General features: G+C 60.0%; 24 protein-coding genes, 2 tRNA genes and 1 other RNA gene. 18 read left to right on the top strand and 9 right to left on the bottom strand.

Annotated elements, in window-relative coordinates:
• The first annotated feature begins 2 nt into the window (after nt 1–2).
• Nucleotides 3–866, top strand: a complete 864-nt coding sequence (locus ACZ1HN_RS21785; RefSeq protein ID WP_472729009.1) for an alpha/beta hydrolase family protein — start codon at nt 3–5, stop codon at nt 864–866.
• A 71-nt stretch (nt 867–937) separates the two neighbouring features.
• Here the strand turns inward: ACZ1HN_RS21785 and ffs are convergent.
• Both ffs and ACZ1HN_RS21775 read right to left on the bottom strand, forming a co-directional pair.
• Nucleotides 938–1035: signal recognition particle sRNA small type (ffs, locus tag ACZ1HN_RS21780), an RNA gene on the bottom strand.
• Nucleotides 1036–1085: 50 nt separating this feature from the next.
• Nucleotides 1086–2903: a 5'-nucleotidase C-terminal domain-containing protein gene (locus ACZ1HN_RS21775; RefSeq protein ID WP_472729008.1), complete on the bottom strand. Its 1818-nt coding sequence runs from the start codon at nt 2901–2903 to the stop codon at nt 1086–1088.
• Between the two features lie 150 nt (nt 2904–3053).
• Here ACZ1HN_RS21775 and nudC point away from each other — a divergent pair, with 150 nt between their 5' ends.
• Both nudC and ACZ1HN_RS21765 read left to right on the top strand, forming a co-directional pair.
• Nucleotides 3054–4025, top strand: a complete 972-nt coding sequence (gene nudC, locus ACZ1HN_RS21770) for an NAD(+) diphosphatase (RefSeq protein WP_472729007.1) — start codon at nt 3054–3056, stop codon at nt 4023–4025.
• 35 nt (nt 4026–4060) lie between these two features.
• Nucleotides 4061–4528, top strand: coding sequence for an SRPBCC family protein (locus ACZ1HN_RS21765; protein WP_472729006.1), 468 nt, complete (start codon nt 4061–4063; stop codon nt 4526–4528).
• 65 nt (nt 4529–4593) lie between these two features.
• On the opposite strand, the gene ACZ1HN_RS21760 is transcribed toward ACZ1HN_RS21765, so the two are convergent.
• Nucleotides 4594–5424, bottom strand: a complete 831-nt coding sequence (locus ACZ1HN_RS21760; protein WP_299208554.1) for a prephenate dehydratase — start codon at nt 5422–5424, stop codon at nt 4594–4596.
• 138 nt (nt 5425–5562) lie between these two features.
• Here ACZ1HN_RS21760 and ACZ1HN_RS21755 point away from each other — a divergent pair, with 138 nt between their 5' ends.
• The 5 genes from ACZ1HN_RS21755 (at nt 5563) to ACZ1HN_RS21735 (ending at nt 12064) form a co-directional block, all read left to right on the top strand.
• Nucleotides 5563–6066, top strand: a complete 504-nt coding sequence (locus ACZ1HN_RS21755) for a c-type cytochrome (RefSeq protein WP_472729005.1) — start codon at nt 5563–5565, stop codon at nt 6064–6066.
• Nucleotides 6067–6257: 191 nt separating this feature from the next.
• On the top strand, nt 6258–8210 hold the full coding sequence (locus tag ACZ1HN_RS21750) for an extracellular solute-binding protein (RefSeq protein WP_472729004.1): 1953 nt from the start codon (nt 6258–6260) through the stop codon (nt 8208–8210).
• A 4-nt stretch (nt 8211–8214) separates the two neighbouring features.
• Nucleotides 8215–9306: a microcin C ABC transporter permease YejB gene (locus ACZ1HN_RS21745; protein ID WP_299744327.1), complete on the top strand. Its 1092-nt coding sequence runs from the start codon at nt 8215–8217 to the stop codon at nt 9304–9306.
• Complete coding sequence (locus tag ACZ1HN_RS21740) at nt 9306–10487, top strand: ABC transporter permease (protein WP_472729003.1); 1182 nt, start codon at nt 9306–9308, stop codon at nt 10485–10487. The genes ACZ1HN_RS21745 and ACZ1HN_RS21740 overlap by 1 nt, the downstream gene beginning before the upstream one ends.
• On the top strand, nt 10487–12064 hold the full coding sequence (locus ACZ1HN_RS21735) for an ABC transporter ATP-binding protein (protein WP_472729002.1): 1578 nt from the start codon (nt 10487–10489) through the stop codon (nt 12062–12064). Before ACZ1HN_RS21740 ends, ACZ1HN_RS21735 begins: the two co-directional genes overlap by 1 nt.
• 56 nt (nt 12065–12120) lie before the next feature.
• Here ACZ1HN_RS21735 and ACZ1HN_RS21730 read toward each other — a convergent pair whose 3' ends face one another.
• Nucleotides 12121–12357: a DUF6552 family protein gene (locus ACZ1HN_RS21730; protein WP_299744321.1), complete on the bottom strand. Its 237-nt coding sequence runs from the start codon at nt 12355–12357 to the stop codon at nt 12121–12123.
• A 230-nt stretch (nt 12358–12587) separates the two neighbouring features.
• Between ACZ1HN_RS21730 and ACZ1HN_RS21725 the strand changes: the two genes are divergently transcribed.
• Nucleotides 12588–13457, top strand: a complete 870-nt coding sequence (locus ACZ1HN_RS21725; protein WP_472729001.1) for a LysR family transcriptional regulator — start codon at nt 12588–12590, stop codon at nt 13455–13457.
• A complete protein-coding gene (locus ACZ1HN_RS21720; RefSeq protein ID WP_472729000.1) occupies nt 13454–14263 on the top strand; it encodes a M90 family metallopeptidase in 810 nt (269 codons plus the stop codon). Before ACZ1HN_RS21725 ends, ACZ1HN_RS21720 begins: the two co-directional genes overlap by 4 nt.
• Here ACZ1HN_RS21720 and ACZ1HN_RS21715 read toward each other — a convergent pair.
• Both ACZ1HN_RS21715 and ACZ1HN_RS21710 read right to left on the bottom strand, forming a co-directional pair.
• On the bottom strand, nt 14260–15705 hold the full coding sequence (locus ACZ1HN_RS21715; RefSeq protein ID WP_299208538.1) for a D-alanyl-D-alanine carboxypeptidase family protein: 1446 nt from the start codon (nt 15703–15705) through the stop codon (nt 14260–14262). The genes ACZ1HN_RS21720 and ACZ1HN_RS21715 overlap by 4 nt on opposite strands.
• 207 nt (nt 15706–15912) lie before the next feature.
• Nucleotides 15913–16611, bottom strand: coding sequence for an HAD family hydrolase (locus ACZ1HN_RS21710; RefSeq protein ID WP_299773353.1), 699 nt, complete (start codon nt 16609–16611; stop codon nt 15913–15915).
• 110 nt (nt 16612–16721) lie between these two features.
• Here ACZ1HN_RS21710 and clpS point away from each other — a divergent pair, with 110 nt between their 5' ends.
• The 4 genes from clpS (at nt 16722) to hemF (ending at nt 19836) form a co-directional block, all read left to right on the top strand.
• Nucleotides 16722–17075, top strand: coding sequence for an ATP-dependent Clp protease adapter ClpS (gene clpS / locus ACZ1HN_RS21705; RefSeq protein WP_299208534.1), 354 nt, complete (start codon nt 16722–16724; stop codon nt 17073–17075).
• A gap of 9 nt (nt 17076–17084) precedes the next feature.
• Entirely contained in the window at nt 17085–18068 is a 984-nt protein-coding gene (locus tag ACZ1HN_RS21700; RefSeq protein ID WP_472728999.1) for a class I SAM-dependent methyltransferase, read from the top strand.
• Nucleotides 18069–18072: 4 nt separating this feature from the next.
• The gene (locus ACZ1HN_RS21695) at nt 18073–18876 is read left to right on the top strand and encodes an SDR family NAD(P)-dependent oxidoreductase (protein ID WP_472728998.1); all 804 of its coding nucleotides are present in this window, start codon (nt 18073–18075) and stop codon (nt 18874–18876) included.
• A gap of 66 nt (nt 18877–18942) precedes the next feature.
• Nucleotides 18943–19836, top strand: a complete 894-nt coding sequence (hemF, locus tag ACZ1HN_RS21690) for an oxygen-dependent coproporphyrinogen oxidase (RefSeq protein WP_472728997.1) — start codon at nt 18943–18945, stop codon at nt 19834–19836.
• A gap of 215 nt (nt 19837–20051) precedes the next feature.
• Here hemF and ACZ1HN_RS21685 read toward each other — a convergent pair whose 3' ends face one another.
• A complete protein-coding gene (locus tag ACZ1HN_RS21685) occupies nt 20052–21638 on the bottom strand; it encodes an acyl-CoA dehydrogenase family protein (RefSeq protein ID WP_472728996.1) in 1587 nt (528 codons plus the stop codon).
• 137 nt (nt 21639–21775) lie between these two features.
• A complete protein-coding gene (hemC, locus tag ACZ1HN_RS21680) occupies nt 21776–22732 on the bottom strand; it encodes a hydroxymethylbilane synthase (RefSeq protein ID WP_472728995.1) in 957 nt (318 codons plus the stop codon).
• 66 nt (nt 22733–22798) lie between these two features.
• On the opposite strand from hemC, the gene hemE reads away from it, so the two are divergent.
• The 3 genes from hemE to ACZ1HN_RS21665 all read left to right on the top strand — a co-directional run bounded on the left by hemE (nt 22799) and on the right by ACZ1HN_RS21665 (nt 24086).
• Nucleotides 22799–23848, top strand: coding sequence for a uroporphyrinogen decarboxylase (hemE, locus tag ACZ1HN_RS21675; RefSeq protein WP_472728994.1), 1050 nt, complete (start codon nt 22799–22801; stop codon nt 23846–23848).
• Between the two features lie 47 nt (nt 23849–23895).
• Nucleotides 23896–23972, top strand: a tRNA-Met gene (locus tag ACZ1HN_RS21670).
• 34 nt (nt 23973–24006) lie between these two features.
• Nucleotides 24007–24086 (top strand) — tRNA-Gln (locus ACZ1HN_RS21665).
• A 382-nt stretch (nt 24087–24468) separates the two neighbouring features.
• Here ACZ1HN_RS21665 and ACZ1HN_RS21660 read toward each other — a convergent pair.
• Nucleotides 24469–24924, bottom strand: a complete 456-nt coding sequence (locus ACZ1HN_RS21660; RefSeq protein WP_299706208.1) for an Lrp/AsnC family transcriptional regulator — start codon at nt 24922–24924, stop codon at nt 24469–24471.
• 103 nt (nt 24925–25027) lie between these two features.
• On the opposite strand from ACZ1HN_RS21660, the gene ACZ1HN_RS21655 reads away from it, so the two are divergent.
• A complete protein-coding gene (locus tag ACZ1HN_RS21655; RefSeq protein ID WP_472728993.1) occupies nt 25028–25693 on the top strand; it encodes an AzlC family ABC transporter permease in 666 nt (221 codons plus the stop codon).
• Nucleotides 25694–25697: the final 4 nt, after the last annotated feature.

The following is a 25697-nucleotide window of genomic DNA, read 5'->3' as shown; positions in this document are numbered from 1 at the left end:
CCATGTTCGATACGGCTCCAACTCAACGTGCAGTGACCGAACGGTCGCTGGCTTTCAAGACGCAGGACGGCGCAGAACTGGTCGGGCGGATGTATCGACCAAAGCAACGTCCCTTCGCCGCGGTGGTGCTAAACAGTGCTACGGGTGTGCCGCAGACTTTCTACACCCATTTCGCGCGCTGGTTGGCTGCGGAACGGGGGATGGCTGTGCTGACCTATGACCACCGCGGCCTTGGGCGGTCCTATGCCGGGCCAATGCGCCGGGTGCAGGCTGACATGACGGACTGGGGTATCCGCGATCAGGTCGCCGCCCGCCGTGCGATGCGCCGCGAAGCCCCGGAGACACAGCTGTGGGTCATTGGTCATTCCCTTGGGGCGATGTTGTTGCCGAACCAGCCGGAAATGGACGATGTCGCACGCATCATCGGTGTGGCATCCGGGATGGTGCATCACAACGATCACCCGTGGCCCTACCGCGCGCTGGCGCTGAATTTTTGGTTTGCCATGGGCCCGTTGGCAACGCTGATCTGTGGCTACATGCCCGGCAAATCACTCCGCTTTGGCGAAGACTTGCCATCAGGTGTGTTCTGGCAATGGCGCAAATGGTGCACATCGCGCTCGTTCTACGATGCGGATATTGGTCCACGCTTGACAGCCCCGAATTGGCAAAGCAGTGCGAAAGTGCGGTTGCACGCATTCACTGACGACGATCTGATCCCACCGCCGCAGGTGGCAAGGCTGGCAAAGGTCTATGGGACTGAACCGGTCGTCATCGATCCACGGGACCATGGGGTTAAAAATGTCGGACATCTCGGCGCATTCTCGCGCCGGAACAAAGCGATCTGGCCAGTGCTGCTTGAGGACTAGTCTGCTATTGTAGACCACCCTCCCGCACCTTTCAGATGCGCTGCCGGGCCGACGCACACCACGCCGCGCTTTGGTGAGAGATTGACAACGACCCAAGCGGGGCTCGTTACGGCTGCTTCCTTCCGGATCTGACCGGGTTGGCGAGGCGCCTGCCCGCGCCAACCTCTCAAGAGGTCATATAAAGCGGGCACCCATCCGGCGCAAGAGGTGCACAATTAGTCATATCGAGACTTGGACCTGAAGAAACCCGCTTTCGTCCAAACCCAAGGGCCGCGGATCAAAGTCCGAGATATAGGACAGATAGTCCTCTGCCACCGGTGATGTCTGGATGATGCGGCGAACGCCTTGGTTGGGCGTGAATCTCCAAGGGTCCGAGCCAGGTACAATGGCCGACTGTATGTCCCCGGCCATTGCAGCCCGCAGTGCTTGCCGCACTTCCACATTCGTCTGCACAATCTCTGTCTGCGGACCGATGCCAGGGTAATTACCTCCACCGGCACCACGATAACTGGTCATGGCGACCACGAAGCGATCTTGCGGGTGCACCGATTGGCCTCCATACGCCAATTGTCTCACGCGAGATGCGTCTGGCAGCACGCGATGACCATTGGTTTCGAACTTTGCGGGTGCGCGCAAATCCACCTCCACCTCCGTTCCATGCAACACATCAAAGTTGAAAGCCGGAGAGTCGGGGTTCACCAAGGCAGCTCCCTCGCCATCGACCGGATTGAAAAAGGCGAGGCTGCGCTCAATCCAGTCCTGCAGGTCTGCGCCGGTTAGGACAGCAGCCCAAACCGTATTGGGATAAGGGCATAACATGGCCACGTGACGTTCGCACAATTGGCCTGATGGAATGTTGACATAGTTGTCCGGGCCTGCCCTGCCACCCAGTGCGGCCGGTGCAACACTTGCCAGAACGGGCAAGTTGGCGAGGTCCGTGTCAGCGACAGCTTTGGCAATCGTGCCTGATAACGCTCGCGCGACCAACGCTTCTGTCGGGGACGGGCGCAGCATCGAAAACCAAGTGTGCAAGTGTTCGGGTGTCGTCCCGATTGGCTTGTCCAGATGCATCCGCGCGGCTTCAACCAAAGGGCTGGTGATATTCACCAATGTCTGATCCTGGGGATCATCGATGCGGACACCAGAACGCCGCACGGCATGCCCGTCGACCTGCCATCCGTTCCGCCCATGCACCAGCGTCAGATCAATCACGCCCAGTTCTGTACCTGCGTGTCCCGGCATCACCCCTGGCACACCAAACACTGTGCCGTTGATGGCATCCACCCCGTCGAGCCCTGAGTGGTCTGGTCCAGGAAATCGCAGATGGGTGTGCCCCAGGATCATTGCATCGACGCCTGGCACATCTGCGGCAATCGCCGCCCCAAAATTCTCGCCAGTCGAATCGACGCCGTCGTTCAATCCGCTGTGACACAAGAAGACAACAACGTCCGCACCGGCGTCGCGCAGGGCTGAGACCGCTTTTTTAGCGGCTTCGACGCCGCCTTCGAATTGCACTGCATCGTCCAGACAACGCCGGTTCCACACGGCGGTTTGCGGCGGCAGGACCGATGTTAGCCCGACACGCAGCAGGCGACCCTCACCGTCTGAACAGAGGACATTGCGTTCAACGATGGCGAAGGGGGCAGCACATGTGACAGCATTGGTTGTCTCATTGGCGCACAGCACAGGACAATGGGCCTGACCCATCACTTGGTTCAGGAACGGCAGTCCAAAATCAAAATCATGGTTGCCGAGGCCGACAGCGTCATAGTTCAGAGCGTTTAGAATGGCTGGCCATGGATGGTTTTCTGGCGCATCCACGCAAATATCGCCCAGTGGAGTACCCTGCAGCGCGTCCCCGTTATCGACTAGAATAAAACCGCCCGCAGCCGTCCTGCGCGCGTCTTGGATCAGGTTCGCCAGTCGATCCATACCCTTGGTTTGCGTGTGGGTGTTGCGCAGTGCATCCCGTCCCGTGAGGTGCATATGGACGTCGGATGTGGCGGCGATGCGTAAACAAGCGGTCGGCAGGGTCATATTGCAACTTGCACCCTACGGTTGAGTTCAAGGCAAGCAAAAAAGAACATTTGGTTCGGAAACATCCGCGTTGGACCATACGCCGTCCCATTGCGTCACCGTCCGGCGCATGCCAAGCAAGGCGCAAATGAAGAAAATGCGAGGGCAGGCGTGAAACATGCTGAGACCGTGACATTCGGGGGGTCCCACCTTGACCGGGCGGCAGAGATGCGGGGCGATGCCGAGGCTATCGCCGGGGCGCTGGCTGACCCGACGGCGCGCGCGGTTCTGATTTGGCGTGGCAAACCGTTGATCCAACGTACCCGACCGGCATCTTTGGTGCGCCTTGCGATGGATCACCCCGCTTGTGAAGTCGCAGATATGAAAACTGCCGTGTTTCTTGGGAGCGAAGATGGCGCGCCGCGCTTTGCCTTGGACGTGTCCAGCTGGGCACCAGATGATCTGGACTTGTCGACGTTGGGCGGGTTTCTGGACCCAACAGAGCAACACCACCCTGCCTGTGCCGAAGACGAGGTTTTTGCTGAATTGCGGCGCACCATGACATGGCTGTCGCCGCGCGACGCCGAACTCGCGGCGACAGCCAAAGCCGTCTTTGGGTGGCACGAAACCCACGGGTTCTGCGCCAAGTGTGGCGCGGCGTCGGAGATGACCCAAGCAGGCTGGCAACGCACCTGTCCCTCTTGTGGCGCACATCATTTCCCGCGCACGGATCCGGTGGTTATCATGCTGATCACCCATGGGAACTCGGTCCTGATGGGCCGGTCGCCCGGATGGCCGGAGGGTATGTATTCGTTGCTGGCCGGGTTCGTAGAACCGGGCGAAACCCTCGAAGCGGCAGTGCGACGCGAAGTATTTGAAGAAGCGGGCATCCGTGTGGGCCCGGTTGAATATCTTTCGAGCCAGCCATGGCCGTTTCCGGCTTCGTTGATGTTCGGCTGTCAAGGCGAAGCGTTAACCCGCGACATCACGATCGATCCGGACGAGATCGAAGACGCCATATGGGTCACGCGCGAAGAGATGCTCGCGATCTTCGCAGGCGAACACAAAACCGTTCTTCCCGCACGCAAAGGGGCAATTGCACACTTTTTACTTGAGAACTGGCTTGCGGACACCCTTGATTGAGGGGAGACTGAACCCTGAAATAACAGGCATATGAAATGAAGCTCTCGGCCCGGGAAGACGTGGCTGCGCATATCGACAAGGTGTTCGCAGCCCTCAACGATTTTGACAGTTTCGAACGTCAGGCGATGCGCCGCGGTGCCGAGGTTCAGCGCGTGGACCCTCTGACACAGGCCGGTGTCGGCATGCGCTGGAAAGTGTATTTTAAGATGCGTGGTCGTCGGCGTGAAATGGACCTTGAGCTCACGCGCTACGACGCGCCGAACGAAATGGTGTTCGATATCACGTCTGCGGGGATCAGCGGCACCTTTTCAGTCGAATTGCTGGCCCTGTCACGCAGCCGCACGCGCATGGCGCTGGTACTGAACATTGTGCCCCTGACGCTGTCCACGCGGCTGTTTATACAGTCGCTGAAATTGGCCAAGACGTCACTGACGAAGCGCTTCAAGCTGCGGGTTGCAGACTACGCCAAAGGGTTCGAAGAGCGTCTGGAACGTACTGCTTGATCTTGTCGTTGTGCGGCTCTGTTTGACCCATGCGGGTCAAAGGCGCCCGCCCACCGACCCCGTGATCAATCCCGACCGGGCGCTGCTGGGTACACCCCAAGGATGTCGAGCCGGTTGGTGAAGTAGTCCAGCTCCTCAAGTGCCCGTGCCAGCTCAGGATCGTCGGGGTGTCCCTCGACATCGGCGTAAAACTGCGTGGCCGTAAATGCGCCACCGACCATGTAGCTTTCCAGCTTGGTCATGTTCACGCCATTTGTCGCAAATCCACCCATGGCCTTGTAGAGCGCAGCCGGAATGTTCCGCACTTCAAAGACAAACGTGGTGATCATGGTGTCGGCGCGGCGCGCCGTGTCCTTTTTGGGCGCCATCAGCAAGAAGCGCGTGGTGTTGTGCCCTTGATCCTCGATATCGCGGGCAAGGACATTCAGACCGTGAATATCCGCAGCCACCGAAGACGCCAGTGCGCCGACGCCCCTCTCGCTTTCCCTTGCGATGGCGGCCGCAGCACCTGCACTGTCTGGCGCTGCCTCGGCCGCAATACCATGCGTATCAAGGTAAGCGCGCGCCTGCGGGATCAAAACGGGATGTGCGCGAACAAGCGAGATATCGTCCAGCGTCTGACCCGGAAGGGCCATCAGCGCGATCCGCACCCGAACAAACGCCTCATCCACGATATGCAGGCCGCTTTGTGGAAGCAGGCGATGGATATCGGCCACGCGCCCATAGGTGGTGTTTTCCACCGGAAGCATGGCCATGTCAGCGGCGCCATCACGCACGGCGGCAATAACATCTTCGAAGGCATGGCAGGGGACCGGAGTGGCATCTGGCCGGGCTTTCAGAACGGCTTCATGGCCGTAGGCGCCCAGATCACCCTGGAACGCAATCCGTGTCGACATCGTTTGTCCTTTGCTGCCGGGCCGCTGCACTTCGGTCGGGCAGGGCGATTGGTCGCGCTTTCTATACCTTGCCAGTGACAAGGGGAAGCCGTAGATACCCGCCGGAACAATATCAAAAGCCACGGAATCGGAAGCCAAATGTTCGACACCATGACCTTTACCAAGATTGCGGCCAGCCTGTGTGGTGCGTTGCTGGTGCTTTTGCTCGGCAAATGGGCCGCGGAAGAGCTGTACCATGTCGATGGTCACGGCGAACAAGCGTATATCATCGACACCGGCGCTGACGAGGGTGCAGAAGAGGTGGTCGAGGTGGCCTTTGCAGACGTTTACGCAGCCGCGGATGCAGGGGCAGGTGCACGCGTTTTCCGTCAGTGCAGCGCGTGTCACAAGCTTGAAGCCGGTGCAAACGGTGCGGGTCCCTACCTGCATGGTATTGTCGGACGCGCGGTCGAGGCCGCGGATGGGTTTGGTTACTCGGGTGCGTTGAATGCAGTGGTTGACACCTGGACACCTGAGCACTTGAACGGGTTCTTGGAAAACCCGCGCAGCTATGCGCCCGGCACGTCCATGGGCTACAACGGCCTGCGCGACATCGAAGATCGCGCCAACCTGATTGCCTATCTCGAAACCATCAAAGACTGATTGTTTCAAAACTTGACCCGATCAAAGCCGTAAGCGCCCCCGCCTGCGGCTTTTTTCTTGCCAATTGTTTCAACGTTCTCACGTGCCGGGCATCGTGATCACGGAATCTCAAGTTGCATATTGGCATGTTGGGCATTTAGCTTACCTCCAATGACAAGACGGCCCTGAATGCCACGAACAGGAGAGTACCAATGCAACCCAATCGCAGACATGCCCAGGCGCGGACCCGTGCAAGCAAGACACGGGACAAGAGCATCCTGTGGGGCGGTCTTGCGATCCTTGGCCTACTGGCAACGCTGGCTCTGTCCGGCAAGGCGCGGGCAGAGGGAGATGAGAATATCATCTCGTCGCACGGGTACTCCTTTTATGGTGATCTGAAGTACCCGGCTGATTATCCGCATTTCGACTATGTAAATCCGGACGCACCAAAGGGTGGTGAATTGGCGATTGGATTTGTCGGGACACTCGATTCAATGAACCCTTATGCGCGCCAAGGCCGCGCACATGCGTTTTCGGTGTTCATGTACGAAAGCCTGCTGGGTGAAGCACCGGGCGGAGGTGCTGCACCGGCAGACGCCTATGGTGAATACTACTGCCTTCTTTGCGAACGGCTAGAGTATCCTGAAGACCGTTCGTGGGTCATCTTCTACATGCGACCCGAGGCACGCTTTTCCGATGGAACACCCGTAACGGCTCACGACATCGCCTTCAGTCAAAACCTCCTGCTGGACCAGGGCTTGAAATCCTACGCGGATGCGGTGCGCAAGCGGATTCCTAAGATTGAAGTGATCGACGATCATACCATCAAGTTTTATTTTGCCGACGGCATATCGCGTAGGTCGCTCATCGAGCAGGTGGGAGGCGTGCCCGCCTGGTCCAAGAAGTGGTACGAGGAGACGGGCGCCAAATTGAATGAGAGCCGGCTCGATATTTCTCCGGGCTCAGGCGCATACATGATCGATAGTGTCGATGTCTCGCGCAGAATCGTGCTGAAACGAAATCCGGACTACTGGGGGAATGACCTCCCCTTCAACGTTGGGCGCAACAACTTTGATCGTCTGCGAGTCGAGATATTCGGGGACAGTGCCGCCTCGTTCGAGGCCTTCAAAGCGGGTGAATACTCGTTCAGGGCAGAAGGCGACAGTCGTATCTGGGCTACACAATACGACTTCCCAAAGGTGCAAAACGGGCAGGTCACAAAAAAGGAACTGCCAAATGGCACGCCCCCAACAGCGACCGGCATTATCTTTAACCTGGGGTCCGAGCATTTGCAGGATCGTCGTGTGCGACAGGCGATAGCGCTTGGCTACAACTTCGAATGGACAAATGAGAGCCTTCAAAACGGGTTGTTCTCGCAGCGGACGTCATTCAGTGAAGGCACGCCGATCATGGCGACTGAGCCGCCTACAGGGCTGGAACTGGAAATGCTGGAATCTCTCGGCGGTTTGGTGCCGGAAGAGATTCTGACAGAACCGGCTCTCGTGCCACATACATCCAATCCTGAAACCCTGCGCGACCGCCGAAATCTACGGCGGGCCATGCGGTTGCTGGATGATGCCGGTTGGGTCGTAGGAGATGATGGTATCCGTCGCAATGCCGCCGGAGAAAAGCTGACCATCAACTATCTGTTCAACTCTGCTGCATCACCAACGCTTACGGGGGTCATGCAGACATTTGTGAAAAACGTCTCCGACATGGGCATCGACATCACGCTGGAACGTGTGGACCCGTCTCAATTCACATCGCGTGAACGGGATCGTGACTATGATCTATTGTACGACAGCTATCCGACATTTCTGGGCACAGGCACAGGTTTCCCACAGTTCTTCGGGTCCGAGGATGCAGCCTTTTCGCTATTCAACCCTGCCGGGCTTGCCAGCGAACTTGTGGATGAGTTGATCAACATTTCACTGCGCACCGAAACGCGCGAGGAAGAGATTGCGTCTCTCCGGGCCTTGGATCGTGCGCTGCGCTACGAGTTCATCATGGTGCCGCTCTGGTACAACCCGAACCACTGGGTTGCTTACTATGACATGTATGAACACCCTGAGGTCATCCCGCCTTACAACCTTGGCTACCTCGATTTCTGGTGGGTGAACGAAGACAAGGCCGCTGCCCTCAAAGCGTCCGGCGCACTGAGGTAAGGCAATGGGCCCCTATATCCTGCGCAGGCTGCTCTTGGTCATCCCGACCTTGCTGGGCATCCTGTTGGTCAACTTCACCCTGACACAATTCGTGCCCGGTGGTCCTGTGGAACAAGCCATTGCGCGGGCCCAGGGTGGGGGCGACGTCTTTGGTGGGTTTGCCGGGGGCAATAATGATGCCGGGGCCGATGAACTGAATACCGCATCCGACAGCACCTATGTCGGCGCGCGGGGCCTGCCGCCTGAATTCATCGCCGAACTTGAGCGGGAATTCGGTTTTGACAAACCGCCTATCCAGCGCTTCCTGAACATGATCTGGAACTATGCCCGCTTTGACTTTGGCGACAGTTACTTCCGATCTATCAGCGTCGTGGACCTGATCGTCGAAAAGCTGCCGGTGTCGATCACGCTTGGGCTGTGGTCCACGCTCATAGCATATCTCGTGTCGATCCCGCTCGGCATTCGCAAGGCGGTCAAGGACGGTACACCGTTCGACACCTGGACCTCGGGTGCCATCATCGCGGCCTATGCCATCCCCGGTTTCCTCTTCGCCATCCTGTTGCTCGTGCTTTTCGCTGGCGGAAGTTACTTCCAGATTTTCCCGCTGCGGGGTCTCACATCTGACAACTTCGATGACCTCAGCGCCTTGGGCAAAGTGGCCGACTATTTCTGGCACATCACCCTTCCGGTGTTGGCAGGTACGATTGGTGCTTTTGCCACGCTGACACTGCTGACCAAGAACAGCTTTCTAGACGAGATCAAGAAGCTTTACGTGATGACCGCCCGCGCCAAAGGTCTGTCAGAGCGCCGCGTGCTCTATGGCCACGTCTTCCGCAACGCCATGTTGATCGTGATTGCGGGTTTCCCGGCTGTGTTCATCGGTGTCTTCTTTGGTGGCTCGCTGATTATCGAAACCATCTTTTCGCTCGACGGGCTGGGGCGGCTCGGGTTCGAGGCGGCCGTAGCCCGCGACTATCCGATTGTATTCGGCACACTCTACATCTTTGGCCTCATGGGGCTGCTTGTCGGTATCATCTCGGACCTGATGTACGTGCTGGTCGATCCCCGCATCGATTTTGAGCGGAGGGAGGGCTGATGGCGATGCCGGACCCCGTGACCGATACGGACACCCCGCCAACCGCAGTGGTGCCAGCCCCGCGTCGACCTTTCTTCTCCCTGTCGCCGCTGAACCAGCGTCGTTGGCGGAACTTCAAGAAGAACCGCCGCGCCTACTGGTCGCTCTGGATCTTCTCGATCCTGTTCGGACTGTCGCTGGTGGCCGAACTGATCGCCTACGATAAACCGATCCTCGTACGGTATCAGGGCGAATTCTACACCCCGATCTGGAACTTCTACCCCGAAACCGCTTTCGGCGGCGACTTCCGGACCGAGGCCAGCTACCGCGACCCCGAAGTGGAGTGCCTGATCGTGTCGGGCGGGCTGGATACGTGTTTCGATGACCCCGAGGGGGTGATCGAGGACGCGCAAGACGGCGACGTCGATGGCGAGGCGATCACCAAGGGCTGGACCATCTGGCCGCTCATTCCCTACAGCTTCGACACGGCCGTGGACCGCCCAGGTGCTGCCCCGTTGGCACCCAACGGCGAGAACCTGCTTGGCACCGACGGCACCAAGCGCGATGTGTTGGCACGCGTGATCCACGGTTTCCGGCTGTCTGTCCTGTTCACTCTGGTTGTCACGGGGGCCAGTGCGTTCGTCGGCATTATTGCGGGCGCCATCCAGGGCTATTTCGGCGGACGCACCGACCTCATCTTCCAGCGGATCATCGAGATCTGGTCCTCCACCCCTAGCCTCTATGTCATCATCATCATGTTCGCGATCCTTGGGCGAAGTTTCTGGCTGCTCGTGTTCCTTCTGATCCTCTTTGGCTGGACGGGCCTTGTGGGTGTAGTGCGCGCCGAATTCCTGCGCGCCCGGAACCTCGAATATGTCCGCGCGGCCCGGGCGCTGGGCGTCAGCAACCTGACCATCATGTTCCGGCACATGCTGCCCAACGCCATGGTGGCGACGCTGACGATGCTGCCGTTTATCATCACGGGCACCATCTCGTCCCTGGCCGTGCTCGACTTCCTCGGCTTCGGCCTGCCGTCTTCTGCCCCCTCGCTTGGGGAACTGACGTTGCAAGCCAAACAGAACCTGCAGGCCCCGTGGCTTGCCTTCACCGCCTTTACCGTGTTCGCCGTAATGCTCAGCCTGCTGATCTTCATCTTCGAAGGCATCCGCGACGCGCTCGACCCAAGAAAGACTTTCTCCTAATGGCGCTACTCCAAGTCAAAGACCTGTGCGTCGGCTTCCGCCAGGACGGGCAACTGACCGAGGCGGTCAAGGGCGTGTCCTTCCATGTGGACCGGGGTGAGACGGTCGCGCTGGTGGGCGAGTCCGGATCGGGGAAATCGGTGTCGGCCCTCTCCACTGTGTCCTTGCTGGGGGACAGCGCCGAGGTCACCGGCTCCGTCACCTATGACGGTCAGGAAATGATCGGGGCGGACGAACGGCTGCTGCGCAAGGTGCGGGGCAATGACATCTCGTTCATCTTCCAGGAACCGATGACGTCGCTGAACCCGCTGCATACGATTGCCAAGCAATTGGGGGAAAGCCTCGCTCTGCATCAGGGGATCGCCGGGGATGCAGCGCGCGCGCGCATTCTCGAACTTCTGGAAAAAGTCGGCATCCGGGACGCCGAAAGCCGTCTCAATGCCTATCCGCACGAACTGTCGGGCGGGCAACGCCAGCGTGTCATGATCGCCATGGCGCTGGCCAACAAGCCGGACGTCCTGATTGCCGATGAACCGACGACGGCGCTTGATGTCACCATCCAGGCACAAATCCTCGACCTTCTGGCGGATCTGAAGGCGGCCGAAGGCATGGGCCTCCTGTTCATCACTCACGACCTCGGCATCGTGCGGCGCATCGCGGATCGCGTCTGCGTCATGCAGAATGGCGAGATCGTGGAAACCGGCCCGACGAAAGAGATTTTCGACGCGCCCAAGCACCCCTACACACAGAAGCTGCTCAGCGCCGAACCGACGGGCCAACCGTCTCCCGTGCCTCAGGACGCTGAACTGGTGGCCGAGACGGAACACCTGAAAGTCTGGTTCCCCATCACTGCAGGCCTCCTACGTAAGACGGTTGGCCACGTGAAGGCCGTAAACGATGCCACGATCAGGGTACGCGCGGGCGAAACCGTGGGCATCGTGGGCGAAAGCGGATCGGGCAAGACCACGCTTGCGCTTGCCATCATGCGGTTGATCTCGTCCGAGGGGCGGATCGTCTATATGGGGCAGGACATCCGGGCGTGGTCCGTGCGCGAGCTGCGGCGGTTGCGCAAGGATATGCAGATCGTGTTCCAAGACCCGTTCGGGTCCCTGTCACCCCGGATGACGGCGATGCAGATCATCGCCGAAGGGCTGGGTGTGCACGGCATCGACGACGGACGCAGTGCGCGCGAGGTGGTGGCCGAGGTGATGACCGAGGTGGGCCTCGATCCCATGACCATGGATCGTTATCCACACGAGTTTTCCGGCGGTCAGCGCCAGCGCATCGCCATTGCACGCGCCATGGTGCTGCGGCCCAAGTTGGTGGTGCTGGACGAACCGACCTCAGCCCTCGACATGACGGTGCAGGTGCAGATTGTTGAGCTGTTGCGCGGGCTGCAGCGGAAGTACGGGCTGGCGTTCCTGTTCATCTCTCACGACCTCAAGGTGGTGCGGGCGATGAGCCACAAAATGCTGGTGATGAAGCAGGGGGATATCGTCGAGCAAGGCGTGGCAGAAGACCTGTTCGAGCGGCCTCAGACCGACTATACGCGCCTGCTGTTGCAAGCCACGCATTGACGGTGGGCGACGTGCGTTGCCCGTCTCGGGTCAACGACACCCCGCCCACCGTCCCTTCAAGCCAAGGCCAGTCCGATCACCATGGCGGCCAATGCGATGACATGGATCAGCGTCATCGCCATGTCGTTCCAGCGCCAGCCTACGATCAGCCAACCGATGAGGCCGGCCAGGAAGAAGTACATGTTCAATGGCGCCAGCCCTATGGCCGTTGCGCCATAGCCGAAGATCTGGATGACCGACGCGCCCCACTTGATCGTGTTCGTCTCGGTCGAGCGCCGTAGAACCGCGTTCATAGCCGTTCCAGATCGATGCATTTGGTGCGTTTGCCGTGCCACCATCGGGTTTTGGGGAGGTTAACCCGGATACAGCGCCGTTGGCGGGCCGCTGTCATGAAAGTTTGAGCATAGATGTTGAGCATGGAACACCTCTTGGGTGGTTAAGGAACATGATTATATATTGATCCATCGCGCTCCTTATGCGACTCAATTGGAATACTCATGTGTAATCTGAGCTGACATATGGAATGGCGCAGCCTTCCCCGCTTGCAGCCCTCCGGGCCTTTGCCGCTTATGTGGATACGGGCAGCGTGGTTGCGGCGGGGCAAGCGCTGTCGGTCAGCCATGCCGCCGTCAGCCAACAGCTTCGCGCGCTTGAGGCCCATTTGGGCGTAAGCCTCTTTGACCGCTCGGGGCGGGCCATGCGGTTGACCCCCGACGGCGAGATACTGGCCCAGGGCTGTGCAGACGGTTTTGCCAGCATCACGCGCGCCGTGGCACTTGTGACGGGGGCAGAGGCGGCGCGTCCGCTGCATATCTCGCCCACACCCAGCTTTGCCTCTGCCTGGTTGATGCCGCGCCTGTCCGAGTTCCGGGTCAAGCATCCCGAGATCAACCTTGTGCTCAACCCGACATCGGACATCGTGCAGTTGTCGCCGGGCGGTGTCGATCTTTCGATCCGCTACGGCGTTGGTGGATGGGATGGGCTCGACAGCGAACTTCTGGTCCCGACATCGATGGTGGTGGTCGCGGCCCCCGACCTTGTTGCCGGGCGCGATGTGTCCGACCCTTCAAGCCTTGGTGCATTGCCGTGGCTGGAAGAGATCGGGACCACGGAAAGCTCGAGATGGCTGTCCCAACGCGGTGCTGCGGATATGCCAAGGGGCCCGGTGACGCAGGTGCCCGGAAACCTCATGCTTGATGGTGCGCGAGACGGGCAGGGGCTTGCCGTCACGGTTCGCAACTTTGTGGCCGCTGACATCGCAGCCGGACGGCTGGTTGTCCTGCACGAGGATGCGGTCGATGGCGCGGGGTATCATCTCGTTACGCGCCCCGGCGTTCTTCGCCCTGCGCTGCGGGACTTTATTCGATGGATCAGAAAGGCGGCGAAAGAATGATCCTGTTTCTTGGGCTTCTCGCATTGATCGGTGGCTTCCTTGCGTGGCGTGCGTGGTCGAAACGGCACTGGCAGCAAGAGGTGCTCGCCTCGCGCCTGACAGAGGCCGAATGGCTTATCATCCGGGCGCAGGTGCCCCTGATCCGCAAACTGCCGCGCGCGCTCAAGGAACCGTTCGAGGGCAAGGTCGCGCTCTTTCTCAACCAGGTCGAACTGGTCGGGTGTGACGGGCTGGAGGTGACGGACGAGATCGCGCTCAGCATCGCGGGGCAGGCGGCTCTGCTCGTTGTCGGGACGGATGCCTGGTACAAGCACTTGACGACCGTGCTGATCTATCCCGGCGCGTTCAAATCCAAACAGACCACGCAGGATGGCTATGTTGTGACCCAGGAAGAGGTGGTGCGCCTCGGCGAAAGCTGGTCACGCGGCCCCGTTGTGTTGTCGTGGCGGGACGTGCAGCAGGGCGGGCTGAACGACAACGACGGACTGAATGTGGTGCTGCACGAATTCGCGCACCAACTGGACGACCTGTCGGGCCAGACCGACGGTGCCCCGCCCATGGCAGAAGGTCAAAGCTTTGCCCGCTGGGCGCAGGTGATCGTCGAGGCCTATGACCGCCATGTCATCAACACGCAGGCCGGACGTCGCACGGCCGTCGACGCCTATGGTGCCACCAGCCATGAAGAATTCTTTGCCGTCGCGGTCGAGCTGTTTTTTGAAAAGCCGCACACGCTCCAGGAGGCGGAACCCGAAGTCTACCTACAACTTTCCAAGCTGCTGAACGTTGATCCAGCCAATTGGGGTTAGGATTGCGGCCCGATCATGAAGCAGGTCATGTTGCGCGATTGCAGGCGACGACAGGCCAGATCGGCCCCATCACGGGTCATGCCCATGAAATTGGCGTCAAACCCGGTGGGCCGGCGGACGACCTTGCGCAAGCTGCCATCCAGCGATGACATCTCGGTCAATGCCGTCTGCAACAGCACCTTCTCGGCCTTGTAGCGACTGCCGTAGCGGCCCACGTTCACGCCCCAATGGCGACCCCCGGACGTGGACACACGGGTCACGACCTCGGGTTCTGCTTTCAACGCCACCTGGGTTGGTCGCGCTTCTGGGCGGACTGTCGGTGCCAACGCGGCAGAGACCGCAGTGGCGGCCGCTGTTGCCGTTGTCTCGGACACTTGCGCCGCGACCAGAGCGGTCTGGATGTCATCCGGCAAAACGGTCGAGGCGACTGGCGCTTCTGCCACCAGAACAGGGGCCGCGCTGCCAGGACGCATCTTTGGGCGATAGCTTGTCTTGACCGCGCCGCTCAGGCGAATGATCTTGCCAGCCCCTCGTGGGGCATCCTGGTTTCCTGCAACGATGATGGGCTCATCCCCGGGCACATAGCTGGGTTTGGATGGTTTGCGCAGCGGCGCACGGCTGGGTGCACGGCGGAACCCAAGGTCCAACAGTTCCGCGACCTTGGCATTGCGCGACGCGGTGGACTTGCCGCCAAAGACGGTCGCGATGATGCGCTCATTCCCACGTTCGGCCGACGCAACAAGGTTGAAACCGGCAGCACGGGTATAACCGGTCTTGATCCCGTCCGCGCCCTTGTAGTTGGCCAGCATACGACGGTTCGTGTTGTTCACTGTGGCGATCCCCGCATTGGTCGAGGTGCGCGAGAACAGGTTGTAATACTGCGGATAATCGTACAGCAGGTGCCGCCCAAGGGTCGACATGTCGCGGGCCGTGGACATGTGGCCACTTTCGGTCAGGCCGTGGGCGTTCTTGAAGGTCGTTCGGGTCATGCCCAGCGATTTCGCCGTCCGGTTCATGCGGCGTGCAAAGGCGGCCTCAGACCCTGAAATGGCCTCGGCAATGGCCGTGGCCGCATCATTGGCCGACTTCACGGCAGAGGCGCGCACCAGATAACGCAGCTTGATGCGCGATCCTGACCGCAGGCCCAGTTTCGATGGCACCTCGGCGGCGGCCTTCCTTGAAACCTTCACCTCGGTGTCCATGGTGATCTCGCCCCGCTCAACGGCCTGAAAGACGACGTAAAGCGTCATCATCTTGGTCAGCGATGCGGGGTGCAACTGCGTGTCTGCGTTGCGAGAATGCAGTACTTCACCCGTCCGGGCGTCCATTACGAACGCCGCATAAGGTGCCGCCATGACAGAGGCGGGCACAATGACCACCATCCACAACAATGCAAAAAGAATAAGCCCTAGCCGGGCCGGCTGTGCGCGCCGAACCTTCACGGTAAACCTGCCTATGTCTGCCTCTGGCCGTCGATTATTCGACTGACCTTTTTTGTAATTGCCGCGAAGCTAGCACAGGTCGCAGTTTCGATAAAGTGTTGATGCGGCTCACGTTTCCGTTTTTCTGCACTCGCATCAAACAACATGTGGGGGATGCGGCAACGCATGGCCCCAAAAGGGCGATTGTGGCAGGAATGTGGCGGCGGTCTACCGCCGCGTTTTCAGAAAGTCGGACAGGGCGCCCAAATCAGGCAAGGCCGCGTATCGCGGGTGTCCTTCGGGGGCATCGGCAGCCTCCAGATCCCAGGCCAGATCATGGGGCACAAAAACACCGAAACCGCCCGCATCGATCATCGGGCGCACATCGGATTTCATCGAATTGCCAATCATCATGCCGCGGTCTGCGCCACCAAAACGGTCGAATATGCGGGCATAGACAGCCGGGGTCTTGTTCGACACGATCTCGACCCCGTCAAACAAATCACCCAGACCGGATTGCGCCAGCTTGCGTTCCTGATCCAGCAGATCGCCTTTTGTGATCAACAGGACCGGGCCATGCTCCTTGGCGCGGGCGACGGCCTCGTCCGCATGCGGCAACAGGTCAATGGGATGGCGCAACATGTCCTGACCGGCCGCGATCAGATCGCCAATGACATCCCCGGGCACCCTGTTCTCGGTGACCTCAAGCGCCGTTTCGATCATCGACAGGACAAAGCCTTTGACGCCAAAGCCATAATGCCCAATGTTGCGTCGTTCGGCAGCCAGCAATTGCGCATCCAGGTCCGGCACATCTGCGTGCGGGGCCAGCAATTCTGCAAACCGCTCCTGCGTCAGCTTGAACACGCGCTCATTGTGCCAAAGCGTGTCGTCTGCATCGAACGCGATACACGCGGTTTCAAAGCCCATTGGGATCACCATGACGCGACATTCCCGCACCGCCCTCTTTCCTAAATACGCGCTTGCGTTATATAGGGTGATCCAAGCTCACCAAGAGATTCCCGTTTATGAGGACGCGCATGCAGTCTGACATGCACATGATGGCACCCAAGTCGGCAGGTCCGGCGGATGAGGATGGCGATACCGCCATTGTCACCGAAACCAAGCCCAAGACCAAGCGCCCGCCGCTCTACAAGGTGCTGCTTTTGAACGACGACTACACACCCATGGAATTCGTGGTGCATGTGTTGGAACGGTTTTTTGGCCTCAATCACGCACAGGCGTTCGAGATCATGTTGACCGTGCACAAGAAGGGGCTCGCCGTTGTGGGCGTTTTCAGCCACGAGATTGCCGAAACCAAGGTGGGACAGGTCATGGACTTTGCCCGCAGGCATCAGCACCCGCTGCAATGCACAATGGAAAAAGAGGAATAGGTCGCCTACGTGCTAGGTGATCGTCTGCCTCTGGCGCTCGATGCGATGGACGCATGGAGCGATGGCCCCGTGGCCGTTCTGCACCCGTCCGAGGATGCTGATTTGTCAGCGCTGTCCAAGGACCGCGTGCATATCGTGTCGCCCTTGGTCATGGTGTGCGACCGGTTTGAACGGATGGGCTACACCGTCTCTCCTGAACTGCCCAAAGATACTCGCTTTGCCGCCAGCATCGTCTGCCTGACCCGTGCCCGGGCCGAGGCGCAATCGCTCGTCGCAGGTGCCATGGCACAAACCGATGGCCCGGTGATTGTGGATGGGCAAAAGACGGATGGCGCAGATTCCATGTTGAAAGCATTGCGCAAGCGCGTCGAGGTGGGCGCGCCCATCTCAAAGGCGCATGGCAAGATCTACTGGATGGCCGGTGGTGCCGATTTTTCCGACTGGGCCCGTGGCCCAGAACTGCATCCCGGCGGTTTCTGGACCGCGCCGGGTGTGTTCTCTGCCGACGGGGTCGATCCCGCCTCTGAATTGCTGGTGGGGGCATTGCCCGAAGCGATGGTAGGCACCATCGCCGACCTGGGCGCAGGCTGGGGCTATCTGTCGGCGCACGTCCTGACCCGTGGTGTCAAAGCCGTACACCTTGTCGAAGCACACGACATGGCCCTGCAATGCGCCCGCCACAATGTGACGGACCCTCGCGCGCAGCTTCACTGGGCGGACGCTACCGTATGGTCACCAGCTGCAAAGGTCGATGCGGTCATTATGAACCCGCCCTTCCACAAGTCGCGCAGCGCCGATCCGTCCCTCGGGCGGGCCTTCATTGCCAATGCGGCGCGCATCCTGCGTCCCCACGGGGCGCTGTGGATGGTCGCCAACCGTCACCTGCCCTACGAAGATGCCCTTGCGTCCCATTTCACCAAAGTGGTTGATCTGGACGGCGATGCGCGGTTCAAACTGGTGCGAGCCGAACGGCCAAAGAAAAACAAGGGGTAGCCCCATGTCCTTTTCCATCAATGGCAAGACAGCGATTGTGACGGGTGCTGCCAATGGCATCGGCCTCGCCATAGCGCGGCACTTTGCGGATCGCGGTGCGAACGTGATGTGTGCCGATATGGATGAAAAGCGGCTGCACGCAGAGTTGGGTGATGTCGCGGAAGAGGGGAACATCCGGTACTTCGCCGGCGACCTGCGGCAACGACTGACCATCGCCAATCTGGTCTCGGCCACCATTGATGCTTTTGATCAGATCGACATTCTTGTGAATGCATCGCGTCAAGTCATGGAAACCGACGCACTGGACACCGAAGACACCTCTGTCGAAACCTTGCTCGAACAGAACCTGATGACCGCCCTGCGCCTCAGCCAGCAGGTTGCGCGTCGTATGATCAAACAGGCCAAGGACAATGAAGAAGCAACCTGTGTTGGGTCCATCGTCAACCTCAGTTCCATCGCCGCGCATCAGACCCGCCCTGAACTGTTGGGATACTCCATCGCGTCCGCCGGGTTGGAGCAGATGACGCGCTCCATGGCGCTTGCCCTGGCGCCGAAACGCATCCGTGTGAACGCCGTTGCCTTCGGGTCGGTCATGTCGGCGTCGCTCAAGGCTGCGATCGGCGACAACCCCGACTGGCGTGAGGATATCGAGGGGCACACCCCCCTCCATCGCATTGCCAGCCCGACGGAATTGGTGGATGCGGTGCAGTTCCTGGCATCGGATGGATCAGGCTTCATGACCGGCGACGTCATGACCGTGGATGGGGGACGCAGCCTGCTGGACCCCGTCGACGCGCCCGCGCATTAGAGTTTGCGCTTGGCCCCGCGGGGACCGTTGGGCTAGAAAACTGTCAATCAAACAGGACAGCGCGTCATGACCGAACAATTCGACAGCCAGAAAACCCGCGCCGCTGCGTGGTTCCGTCACTTGCGGGACGATATTGTTGCTGCGTTCGAAGGCTTGGAGAACAACCACGGCACAGGTCCGATGTCTGATGACGCACCCGGCCGGTTCGAGGTGACGGACACCAAGCGCACGTCCGACGATGGCTCGGACGCGGGCGGCGGGTTGATGAGCGTCATGCGGGGCGGTCGGGTGTTCGAAAAGGTCGGAGTGAATGTCTCTACTGTCTACGGCACGCTGGGAGAACGGGCGCAGAATGCCATGGCAGCGCGCAAGGGCATTCCGGGAATGAAGGATGACCCGCGATTCTGGGCCTCGGGTATCAGTCTGGTGGCGCATATGCAAAACCCGCATTGCCCGGCGGTGCACATGAACACGCGCATGTTTTGGACGCCCCACGCATGGTGGTTTGGTGGCGGGTCTGACCTGAATCCCTGTATCGAGTACGCGGATGACACGGCGCATTTTCACGCCCAGCAGAAGGCGCATCTGGATCCCCATGGGGACACGCATTACCCGCGCCTCAAGGAATGGGCAGACGAGTATTTCTATATTCCCCACCGTAATCGCGCGCGGGGCGTTGGGGGCATCTTCATGGACGACCATTGCACCGGTGATTGGGAGGCGGATTTTGCGCTGACCCAGGACATCGGGCGAGCGTTTCTGCCCGCCTACGTGCCGCTTGTCGAAAAGCGCCGGGTGCAGGATTGGGACGAGGATCATAAGCACAAGCAGCTTGTGCATCGCGGGCTCTATGCCGAGTACAACCTGGTTTATGACCGGGGCACCAAATTCGGGCTTGAAACGGGGCACGATGCCAATGCCGTGCTGATGTCTTTGCCGCCTTTGGCGAAGTGGGTGTGATTTGTCCCCGCGGGGACAAGGTGTTCTAGGCCTTTTCCGAAGTTTAACCGGTCTGTGAATGTGCCGTATTTTCAGTGAGTTGAGCGCCGTACGGTGCGATATGCCTATTTTAACCCTGCGCGTGGCACCCTCGTGCCCGATGGGGCGCGGTTTCGTGAGCGTCGTCGGGCGGCTCTGTTTGCGCTTTGCGCAAAGGCGCCCGCCCGCCGACCCTTTCAGCTTTCGAAACTTGCCAGGATGCTTGCAATGTCGAGGCCAGTGGCGCTGCCAGCGATCTGACCGAATGGTGCGTGGATGCGGGTACTGATGAACCCGTCAGCCACGGCAGAGGGGGCGTGGCGGATCAGGACAGATGCCGCCAGAAGAAGCGCGGTGCGTTCGGCAAAGGTGCGCGCCTCGTGTTCGGCAGGCAGGGCGGGCCAGCGGGCGCGGTGGTCTTTGAGGGCCTGATCGTAGCGGGCATCCTGCCCGGTGGCACTATCGAGGTCTGCGGTCAGAGCGGCATCTGCCTCAGGCTCGCGTGCCAGCGTGCGCAGGATGTCGAGACAGATCACGTTGCCTGACCCTTCCCAGATGCTGTTGAGGGGGGCTTCGCGGTAGTACATCGGCATAGGCGTATCTTCGACATATCCCATGCCGCCGAGCACCTCCATCGCCTCCAAGGTCACGCGCGGGCACAGCTTGTTGTTGAGAAACTTGGCGAGGGCCACAGCGATGCGGGAAAAGGGGCGCGCATTTGGATCATCGAAGGCTGCGGCGACATGCAGCCCGAGATGGGTCGCAGCCTGCCAGTCAAGGATCAGATCGGCCAGCACCGCGCCCATCAACGGCTGGTCGATCAGGGTTTTCTGGAATGCGCGCCGGTGCCGCGCCCAGTGCATGGCGTGGGTCAGCGCCCCGCGCATGAGCCCCGCGGGCGCGATGGCGGTGTCCAGACGCGTGTGGTGCACCATTTCGATGATGGTCTGTACGCCGCGCCCCTCGTCGCCGAGTTGATAGGCGAGGGCGTCGTGATACTCGATTTCTGACGAGGCGTTGGCCTTGTTGCCCAGCTTGTCCTTGAGCCGCATGAGGTGGATCGCGTTCCGGTCGCCGTCGAGCCAGCGCGGAACCAAAAAACAGGTCAGCCCTTGATCTGTTTGGGCGAGGGTCAGGAACCCGTCGGACATGGGGGCGGAGCAGAACCATTTGTGGCCTGTCAGCCGCCAATGATCTCCATCCCGCACAGCCCGCGTACTGTTGGCCCGCACATCCGAACCGCCCTGTTTCTCGGTCATGGCCATGCCCAGCGTCGCGGATGTCTTTTGGTCAATCGGCAGGACGCGGGGGTCGTAAGAGCGGGTCGTCAGCTTGGGGGTCCATGTTGCGGCCAATTCCGCATCTGCTTGCAGGGCGGGTATAGCTGCATAGGTCATGGTCAGCGGGCAGCAATGACCCGGCTCGACCTGGCTGGCCATGTAGACCATCGCGGCATGGTCCACGTGGCTGCCGCCGTCCCATGCTGTGGCGGCATAGCCTGTACCTTGGCTGAGCGTCATCATCTGATGATAGGCGGGATGAAATGTCACCTCATCAAGGCGACGCCCGCCTGCATCGAAGAGGGTCAGTTCCGGAGTATGCCGATTGGCCGCTTGTCCTGTTGCACGTGTGTCGGTCCGCCCCAATGCCGCGCCGTACTCCTTCAGGTGATCGGGTGCGACCGTCACCAGAATGGGATCGTCTGTAAACAAGTTCACGTCGCCCAGCGGATCAGGCTGGTTTTCGACCTCATGCGTGGGCAGATGGCGGCGCGGTGTGGGCATGGGACAAGCGTGAGGCCTTGCGCCTGAGTCGGTCAAGACCGGACCGTGCCGGGACCCTGATCTGATGCCCCGCTCATTGGGGCTCTGCCCCCGGTCTGCGACCTCCCCCGAAGTTTACTTGGCAAAGTGAAATGGGATCAGTGCCAGTCGAAGAAGCCCGGGCCTGCTGTTTTGAGAAGGTCTTGGGCGAGGTCTGTGCCCATGGCTGCCCCGTCGGCGATGGCACCCTTGCGCGTGCCGCTGATCGCGTCCGATCCGTCGGGGCGTAGGACTTCGCCTGTCAGTGTCAGGGTGTTGTCGTCGAGCGTAGCAAGTCCGGCGATGGGTGTTTCGCATGAGCCGTCGAGCGTGAACAGGAACTGTCGTTCGGCGGCAAGGCGTTGGCCCGTTGGGGTGTCATGGATGGCCGACAGCATTTCGGCTGTGTTGGCATCATCGGTGCGCCGTTCGATCCCGATGGCCCCTTGGGCGATGGCGGGCAGCATGTCGGTTGGTTCGATGGGGGTGGCTGGTACGTCGGTCATGTTCAACCGGTTCAGCCCCGCATGGGCGAGGAATGTACAGTCCGCTACACCATCTGCCAGTTTCTGAAGCCGGGTCTGTACGTTGCCGCGGAACTCGACCACGTGCAGGTCGGGGCGCTTGTGCAGGAGTTGCGCCCGGCGGCGCAGGGATGAGGTGCCGACTGTGGCACCTTCGGCGAGGTCAGCGATCCGCGTCAGGCCAGGTGAAATGAAGGCGTCGCGGACATCCTCGCGCGGCAGGAAGGTGTCAAGGATCAGCCCATCCGGCTGGACCGTGGGCATGTCTTTTGTCGAGTGCACGGCGATGTCGATGCTGCCGTCGAGCAGGGCGTCTTCAATTTCGCGTGTGAAGAGGCCCTTGTTTCCGATCTCCTTGAGCGGGCGGTCTGCGGCGATCATCGAGCGGTTGTCGCCCGTGACCTTGATCACAACGATCTCGAACGCCCCTTGAGGCACGTCGAAGGCGCTGCTCAGACGCTGGCGCGTCTCGTGGGCTTGGGCAAGGGCGAGGGGGGATCCGCGGGTTCCGATCTTGAGCGGGGCGGATGGAGTTGGTAGGCGCACGGTCATGACTTTATCTTTTAGATGTGTCAACTTATGTTGACAACTGGAAACGAAGAGACAGGGGCGTGTGTGATGAAAGATGGCGGGACCGGCAAGACCATTTTGCGGGCTTTGGCGGGTGAAGTGTTGCCGACGCCACCCATCTGGATGATGCGACAGGCTGGGCGGTATCTGCCCGAGTACAAGGCCACGCGGGCGCAGGCCGGGGATTTCCTGTCGCTGTGCTATAACCCCGATCTGGCGGCCGAGGTGACGTTGCAGCCGATCCGACGCTACGGCTTTGATGCGGCCATTCTGTTTGCTGATATTTTGCTGGTGCCCCAGGCGCTGGGCGCGGATTTGTGGTTTGTGACGGGTGAAGGGCCGCGCCTGTCGACCATCACCGATCAGGCGGGTGTGGACGCGTTGAAGTCGGTGGATGACATTCACGAGACGTTGAATCCGATTTATGAGACGGTGAAAATCTTGCGGCGTGAATTGCCCACCGAGACGACGTTGATCGGATTTGCCGGGGCGCCTTGGACTGTTGCGACCTACATGATCGCGGGTCAGGGCACGCCGGATCAGGGTCCGGCTCATGCGATGCGCGAGGGCGCGCCGGAGGCGTTTGATGCGTTGATGGCGCGGATCACCGCCGCAACCATTGAATACCTCGCTGCGCAGATCGAGGCGGGCGCTGAGGTTGTGAAGATCTTTGACAGTTGGGCCGGGTCGTTGAAGGGCGAGGCCTTTCAGAAATACACTGTTGCCCCCTGTGCCGAGATCACGGCTGCGCTCAAGGCGCGCTATCCGAACATCCCGGTCATCGGCTTCCCGCGTGAGGCGGGCGAGGGCTATGTCGGGTTTCACAAAGCGACGGGCGTGGATTGCGTGGCGTTGGACAATTCCGTGTCGCCCGAATGGGCTGCCGCGCACGTTCAGGTGGATGGCTGTGTACAGGGCAACCTTGCGTCGTCGCACATGGTGACCGGTGGTCAGGCGTTGGTGGACCAGACCCGGGCCATCGTGCAGGCGTTTTCCAAGGGGCCGCACATCTTTAACCTGGGCCACGGGATCACCCCGGATGCGGACCCGGACAACGTGGCGCTGATGATCGAAACGGTCCGGTCCACAAAGTCCTGATTTCTGGCTTGACGACTCTGAGGCGCTGGCATAGGTCACGCCTCCATGGCGCGGTAGCTCAGCTGGTTAGAGCGCTCGACTCATAATCGAGAGGTCGGGAGTTCAAGTCTCCCCCACGCCACCACATCCAACCGTTTGGACGAATTGAAGGGGTCCGCGCCGTAGCTGGCCCGAGTTGCGCGCCTTGCCTTTGGCGTTACGCTGAATGCGGGAGTTCAAGTCTTCCCCTACGGCACCACGTTCACCTGTTTCGGTCCCTTCGACATCACGCCGAGTTATGCCGAACCTGACGTTCGGTGCGTTGAGGCGATGGTGGGCGCCAGCCCGAAGCGGATTTTGTTGGAACGGCCCATACGTTAGATATGCAGTCCGAAACCCCGTGCATTCAAATCACTGACCAGACCGGAATCAAGCCGAAGGCGCCGGTCCAACACAAGCCCGTCTCGGCGGGCTGGTGTTTTGGCTGCTGCCCGGAACAGAATTTCTATGGAATGTGCTTGGCGACCATAAAGCGCTACCAAATGAGCGGTGCGACACCACCCCACGGGCTTGTGTTGCTCAGGCTCAAGGTCGGCAAAGCGGGACACTGCTGCCGTTCGTGGTGACGGCTGGAATGTCTGCTATGAGATTGGCAACTCCGAAGTTGCTTTCTCCGTTGAAACCACGATGGAAGTCCGAAATTTCCGAACGTTCTTATCGGCAAAGAAAAACCGATGTGTGAAGGCTTCGTAGCCTGCGATATCTTTTGCCATCACGACGAGGATGAAATCGGCCTCGCCCGCAATACAATAGAAATGCGTTACTTGACGATCTTCACGCGCTTTACGCTTGAATGCATCAATCTGATCAAGCCGATCACGTTCCAGTTCTACGGATACGATGGCAGTAATGCCTAAGCCCAGAGACTTCGGATCAAGAAGTGCGACCTCGCGTTTGATCACACCCGCTTCCCGCAGCGTCCGCATCCGTCTCTGGACTGAAGCTGTCGAAATGCCAGTGGCATCTGCAAGTGATTGAACGGAAGTTTTGGCATTTTTCTGAAAAAGATCGAGTAGCTTTCGATCTGTCGTATCCATGATCTACACGTTCCCATTATCTACCATTACGTGATGTAAACACATCATATATTGTCTCATTTAGGTGTATATCGTATCGGATACTCTGTCTATTCCTGTCCTCATGAAACACGGTGCTATCGCTATCCTCCCTCTCGCCCTCGGCGCTGCCATCTATGGCTTTGCGTTCGGTCTTCTTGCCGCCCAAGTTGGTTTCCCCTGGTGGGGCGTTGGACTGATGAGCGCCACCGTCCATGCAGGGTCGTCTCAGATTGTCGCCGTGGAACAGTTTGCCTCCACGCAAACGGTGGTGGGTGCTGCCTTGGCAGGGGCCGCGCTGAATCTACGCTATATTGGGATTGTCGCATCCCTATCGGACGTATTGGCTAATCTGTCGTTAAAGGCCAAACTCTTGGCGATCCACATCACAGGTGACGAAAACTGGGCATTGACGATGACTGAACGCGCGAAATCGCCTGATGTCGGGGCGGCTTTCCTGATGGGGTCAGGCTTCGTGATGATCACTGTTTGGACGGCTTCAACCACAGCCGGAGCGGTGGTTGGGGCGGTGCTGCCCGACCTTGAACGCTTTGGACTAGGATCTCGCATTCACAGCCGCGTTCATTGCGATGGCGCGAGGGCTTTGGCGCGGAAGGCCAAAGATGTTCCCATGGGTGGTCGCCGCCACCGCAACCATCGCTGTCGTGTCACTGGGTTTGCCGAAGGCCTATGCAATCGTCGCTGGGACGGTCTCCGGTCTCTTGATGTCCTTGATCTTGCGACGCGCTAGCGGA

The sequence above is a fragment of the Tateyamaria sp. GN1-10 genome, assembly GCF_055693845.1.
The sequence above is the reverse complement of the archived record's forward strand: the minus strand, read 5'-3'. Positions and strand labels throughout refer to the sequence as shown.